The 1060-nt window shown below is 60.1% G+C and carries 1 protein-coding gene; it reads left to right on the top strand.

What is annotated here, in order from left to right:
- Positions 1 to 1060 (top strand): Ig-like domain-containing protein (locus tag IB285_RS14935; RefSeq protein WP_190789163.1); only part of this gene is annotated, 1060 nt, incomplete at both ends.

The following is a 1060-nucleotide window of genomic DNA, read 5'->3' as shown; positions in this document are numbered from 1 at the left end:
GGTCACCAATCCGCCGCCGGTTGCTGCGAACGACACGGCTTCGACCGACGAAGATGTTCCGGTTAATATCGATGTGCTTGCCAACGACAACGATCCCGATGGCGATGCGTTGACGGTCATCTCTGCTTCGGCTCCTAATGGTACAGTGGTGATCGAGGCCGACGGCACGCTCACCTACACGCCGGATGCAGACTTCAACGGCAGCGATACGATCACCTACGAGATCAGCGACGGCGAAGGCGGCACATCGACCGCAACAGTCGCGGTAACCGTCAATCCGGTGAACGATGATCCGATCGCGGTTGATGACACGGCGACTACCAACGAAGATACGTCGGTCACTATCGGGGTGCTCGGCAATGACAGCGATGTCGATGGCGATCCGCTGATGGTCACGTCGGCCACCTCGTCCGATGGCACGGTGGTGATCAATCCCGATGGTACGATCACCTTCACGCCTGCGTCCAACTTTAACGGCTCAACCACGATCACCTACACGATCAGCGACGGTAACGGCGGCACCGCAACCGCGACGGTCACTGTCACTGTCGATCCAGTCAACGATCCACCGACCGCTGCGAACGACACGGCTTCGACCGACGAAGATGTTCCGGTTAATATCGATGTGCTTGCCAACGACAACGATCCCGATGGCGATGCGTTGACGGTCATCTCGGCTTCGGCTCCCAATGGCACGGTGGTGATCGAGGCCGACGGCACGCTCACCTACACGCCGAATGCAGACTTCAACGGCAGCGATACGATCACCTACGAGATCAGCGACGGCGAGGGCGGCACATCGACCGCAACAGTCGCGGTCACCGTCAATCCGGTGAACGATGATCCAGTCGTCAGCGCGCAAATCCTCAACCAGGATAACAGCGATGCGGATGTGGTCGCGCTCGACGCTTCGGGCAATTTCGACGACTTGGATGGCGATGCGCTGACCTTCTCGGCGACTGGGTTGCCTACGGGTCTGAGCATCGATGCGGCGGGCAACATCACCGGTACGATCGACCCGTCGGCATCGCAGGGCGGCCCGCTGGGCGATGGGATCTAC

It is taken from the genome of Erythrobacter rubeus, assembly GCF_014705715.1.
In the GTDB taxonomy this organism is placed as follows: domain Bacteria; phylum Pseudomonadota; class Alphaproteobacteria; order Sphingomonadales; family Sphingomonadaceae; genus Erythrobacter; species Erythrobacter rubeus.
This window is presented reverse-complemented; position numbering and strand designations above follow the sequence as displayed.